Below are 5,199 nucleotides of genomic sequence, written 5' to 3'. Positions count from 1 at the left end.
ACACCGAAGGGAAGCGCCCGGAGGAAAGCCGCGAGAGTGAGTCTCGGGTGAGTACGAAGGAAGCGTCCGTTCTTTGAGAACTCAACAGCGTGCCAAAAGTCAACGCCAGATATGTTGATACCCCGACACCGGGAAGATTCCTGGTGGCGAGGTTCCTTTGAAACACATTACAGCGAGGACGCTGTGAACGGTCGGGGTTATTCCTCCTGGCTGTTCCGCTCCCGTGAAAAGCATTCACGGAGAGTTTGATCCTGGCTCAGGACGAACGCTGGCGGCGTGCTTAACACATGCAAGTCGAACGATGAACCGGTTTCGGCCGGGGATTAGTGGCGAACGGGTGAGTAACACGTGGGCAATCTGCCCTGCACTCTGGGACAAGCCCTGGAAACGGGGTCTAATACCGGATACGAGTCTCCTCCGCATGGTGGAGGCTGGAAAGCTCCGGCGGTGCAGGATGAGCCCGCGGCCTATCAGCTTGTTGGTGAGGTAACGGCTCACCAAGGCGACGACGGGTAGCCGGCCTGAGAGGGCGACCGGCCACACTGGGACTGAGACACGGCCCAGACTCCTACGGGAGGCAGCAGTGGGGAATATTGCACAATGGGCGCAAGCCTGATGCAGCGACGCCGCGTGAGGGATGACGGCCTTCGGGTTGTAAACCTCTTTCAGCAGGGAAGAAGCGCAAGTGACGGTACCTGCAGAAGAAGCGCCGGCTAACTACGTGCCAGCAGCCGCGGTAATACGTAGGGCGCAAGCGTTGTCCGGAATTATTGGGCGTAAAGAGCTCGTAGGCGGCTTGTCGCGTCGGTTGTGAAAGCCCGGGGCTTAACCCCGGGTCTGCAGTCGATACGGGCAGGCTAGAGTTCGGTAGGGGAGATCGGAATTCCTGGTGTAGCGGTGAAATGCGCAGATATCAGGAGGAACACCGGTGGCGAAGGCGGATCTCTGGGCCGATACTGACGCTGAGGAGCGAAAGCGTGGGGAGCGAACAGGATTAGATACCCTGGTAGTCCACGCCGTAAACGGTGGGCACTAGGTGTGGGCAGCATTCCACGTTGTCCGTGCCGCAGCTAACGCATTAAGTGCCCCGCCTGGGGAGTACGGCCGCAAGGCTAAAACTCAAAGGAATTGACGGGGGCCCGCACAAGCGGCGGAGCATGTGGCTTAATTCGACGCAACGCGAAGAACCTTACCAAGGCTTGACATACATCGGAAACCTCTGGAGACAGGGGCCCCCTTGTGGTCGGTGTACAGGTGGTGCATGGCTGTCGTCAGCTCGTGTCGTGAGATGTTGGGTTAAGTCCCGCAACGAGCGCAACCCTTGTCCCGTGTTGCCAGCAACTCTTTAAGAGGTTGGGGACTCACGGGAGACCGCCGGGGTCAACTCGGAGGAAGGTGGGGACGACGTCAAGTCATCATGCCCCTTATGTCTTGGGCTGCACACGTGCTACAATGGCCGGTACAATGAGCTGCGATACCGCGAGGTGGAGCGAATCTCAAAAAGCCGGTCTCAGTTCGGATTGGGGTCTGCAACTCGACCCCATGAAGTCGGAGTCGCTAGTAATCGCAGATCAGCATTGCTGCGGTGAATACGTTCCCGGGCCTTGTACACACCGCCCGTCACGTCACGAAAGTCGGTAACACCCGAAGCCGGTGGCCCAACCCCCTTTGTGGGGAGGGAGCTGTCGAAGGTGGGACTGGCGATTGGGACGAAGTCGTAACAAGGTAGCCGTACCGGAAGGTGCGGCTGGATCACCTCCTTTCTAAGGAGCACTTCTTACCGGGTTCGCCCGGTCAGAGGCCAGTACATCAGCGAACGTCTGATGCTGGTTGCTCATGGGTGGAACGTTGACTACTCGGCACACTTGGCCAGCTTCTCTTCCTAGTACTGCTTCGGCGTGGAACGGAACGAGGAGAGGCAAGGGTGTCGGGCACGCTGTTGGGTGTCTGAGGGAATGGTCCCTCGGGATGCCGGCCCCAGTGAACTCGGACTGTAGGTTCGGGGTGGTGGGTGGCTGGTCGTTGTTTGAGAACTGCACAGTGGACGCGAGCATCTGTGGCCAAGTTTTTAAGGGCGCACGGTGGATGCCTTGGCACCAGGAACCGATGAAGGACGTGGGAGGCCGCGATAGTCCCCGGGGAGTCGTCAACCAGGCTTTGATCCGGGGGTTTCCGAATGGGGAAACCCGGCAGTCGTCATGGGCTGTCACCCTTGCCTGAACACATAGGGCATGTGGAGGGAACGCGGGGAAGTGAAACATCTCAGTACCCGCAGGAAGAGAAAACAACCGTGATTCCGGGAGTAGTGGCGAGCGAAACTGGATGAGGCCAAACCGTATGCGTGTGAGACCCGGCAGGGGTTGCGTATACGGGGTTGTGGGATCTTTCTTCCACGGTCTGCCGGCCGTGGGACGAGTGAGAAACCGTTGATGTAGGCGAAGGACATGCGAAAGGTCCGGCGTAGAGGGTAAGACCCCCGTAGTCGAAACGTCAGCGGCTCGTTTGAGAGACACCCAAGTAGCACGGGGCCCGAGAAATCCCGTGTGAATCTGGCGGGACCACCCGCTAAGCCTAAATATTCCCTGGTGACCGATAGCGGATAGTACCGTGAGGGAATGGTGAAAAGTACCCCGGGAGGGGAGTGAAATAGTACCTGAAACCGTGTGCCTACAAGCCGTGGGAGCGTCGGAGCAGGGTTTGCCTTGTTCTCGTGACTGCGTGCCTTTTGAAGAATGAGCCTGCGAGTTTGCGGTGTGTTGCGAGGTTAACCCGGGTGGGGTAGCCGTAGCGAAAGCGAGTCCGAAGAGGGCGTTTCAGTAGCATGCTCAAGACCCGAAGCGGAGTGATCTAGCCATGGGCAGGTTGAAGCGGAGGTAAGACTTCGTGGAGGACCGAACCCACCAGGGTTGAAAACCTGGGGGATGACCTGTGGTTAGGGGTGAAAGGCCAATCAAACTCCGTGATAGCTGGTTCTCCCCGAAATGCATTTAGGTGCAGCGTCGTGTGTTTCTTGCCGGAGGTAGAGCACTGGATAGGCGATGGGCCCTACCGGGTTACTGACCTTAGCCAAACTCCGAATGCCGGTAAGTGAGAGCGCGGCAGTGAGACTGTGGGGGATAAGCTCCATGGTCGAGAGGGAAACAGCCCAGAGCATCGACTAAGGCCCCTAAGCGTACGCTAAGTGGGAAAGGATGTGGAGTCGCACAGACAACCAGGAGGTTGGCTTAGAAGCAGCCATCCTTGAAAGAGTGCGTAATAGCTCACTGGTCTAGTGATTCCGCGCCGACAATGTAGCGGGGCTCAAGCGTACCGCCGAAGTCGTGTCATTCATACATGAGGTCCAACGACCGTATGGATGGGTAGGGGAGCGTCGTCTGCCGGGTGAAGCAGCCGCGTAAGCGAGTTGTGGACGGTTGACGAGTGAGAATGCAGGCATGAGTAGCGATACAAACGTGAGAAACGTTTGCGCCGATTGACTAAGGGTTCCTGGGTCAAGCTGATCTGCCCAGGGTAAGTCGGGACCTAAGGCGAGGCCGACAGGCGTAGTCGATGGATAACCGGTTGATATTCCGGTACCCGCTGTGGAGCGTCAGACATCGAGCATCGTGATGCTAAGGCCGTGAAACCGCCGTGTGCGTCTTCGGACAAGTACGGAGTGGTGGAGCCGCCGGACCAAGCGGTTAGTAGGTGAGTGATGGGGTGACGCAGGAAGGTAGTCCATCCCGGGCGGTGGTTGTCCCGGGGTAAGGGTGTAGGACGTCAGGTAGGTAAATCCGCCTGGCATGTGTCTGAGACCTGATGCCGAGCCGATTGTGGTGAAGTGGATGATCCTATGCTGTCGAGAAAAGCCTCTAGCGAGTTTCATGGCGGCCCGTACCCTAAACCGACTCAGGTGGTCAGGTAGAGAATACCGAGGCGTTCGGGTGAACTATGGTTAAGGAACTCGGCAAAATGCCCCCGTAACTTCGGGAGAAGGGGGGCCACATCTGGTGACGGGCTTTACGCCTTGAGCTGGGGGTGGCCGCAGAGACCAGCGAGAAGCGACTGTTTACTAAAAACACAGGTCCGTGCGAAGCCGTAAGGCGATGTATACGGACTGACGCCTGCCCGGTGCTGGAACGTTAAGGGGACCGGTTAGCTCTATTTCGGTGGGGCGAAGCTGAGAACTTAAGCGCCAGTAAACGGCGGTGGTAACTATAACCATCCTAAGGTAGCGAAATTCCTTGTCGGGTAAGTTCCGACCTGCACGAATGGCGTAACGACTTCTCGACTGTCTCAACCATAGGCCCGGTGAAATTGCACTACGAGTAAAGATGCTCGTTTCGCGCAGCAGGACGGAAAGACCCCGGGACCTTTACTACAGTTTGATATTGGTGTTCGGTTCGGCTTGTGTAGGATAGCTGGGAGACTGTGAAGCGCTAACGCCAGTTAGTGTGGAGTCGTCGTTGAAATACCAGTCTGGTCGTGCTGGATGTCTAACCTGGGTCCGTGATCCGGATCAGGGACAGTGTCTGATGGGTAGTTTAACTGGGGCGGTTGCCTCCTAAAGGGTAACGGAGGCGCCCAAAGGTTCCCTCAGCCTGGTTGGCAATCAGGTGTTGAGTGTAAGTGCACAAGGGAGCTTGACTGTGAGACCGACGGGTCGAGCAGGGACGAAAGTCGGGACTAGTGATCCGGCGGTGGCTTGTGGAAGCGCCGTCGCTCAACGGATAAAAGGTACCCCGGGGATAACAGGCTGATCTTCCCCAAGAGTCCATATCGACGGGATGGTTTGGCACCTCGATGTCGGCTCGTCGCATCCTGGGGCTGGAGTCGGTCCCAAGGGTTGGGCTGTTCGCCCATTAAAGCGGTACGCGAGCTGGGTTTAGAACGTCGTGAGACAGTTCGGTCCCTATCCGCTGTGCGCGTAGGAGTCTTGAGAAGGGCTGTCCCTAGTACGAGAGGACCGGGACGGACGAACCTCTGGTGTGCCAGTTGTTCTGCCAAGGGCATGGCTGGTTGGCTACGTTCGGGAGGGATAACCGCTGAAAGCATCTAAGCGGGAAGCCTGCTTCGAGATGAGGACTCCCACCTCTGTAAGAGGGTAAGGCTCCCAGTAGACGACTGGGTTGATAGGCCGGATATGGAAGCACGGTGACGTGTGGAGTTGACCGGTACTAATAGGCCGAGGGCTTGTCCTCAGTTGCTCGCGTCCACTGT

General features: G+C 57.7%; 2 rRNA genes. Both read left to right on the top strand.

Features of this window, described 5'->3' with window-relative positions:
• Window positions 1–233 precede the first annotated feature (233 nt).
• Window positions 234–1,763, top strand: a 16S ribosomal RNA gene (locus KWI83_RS37435).
• A 295-nt stretch (window positions 1,764–2,058) separates the two neighbouring features.
• Window positions 2,059–5,180 (top strand): 23S ribosomal RNA (locus KWI83_RS37430).
• Together the 16S and 23S rRNA genes form the textbook arrangement of a ribosomal RNA operon.
• Window positions 5,181–5,199 lie beyond the last annotated feature (19 nt).

It is taken from the genome of Streptomyces sp. TRM70350, from assembly GCF_019219825.1.
In the GTDB taxonomy this organism is placed as follows: domain Bacteria; phylum Actinomycetota; class Actinomycetes; order Streptomycetales; family Streptomycetaceae; genus Streptomyces.
Note: the sequence above shows the minus strand (reverse complement) of the source record. Positions and strands in the feature narration are given on the sequence as shown.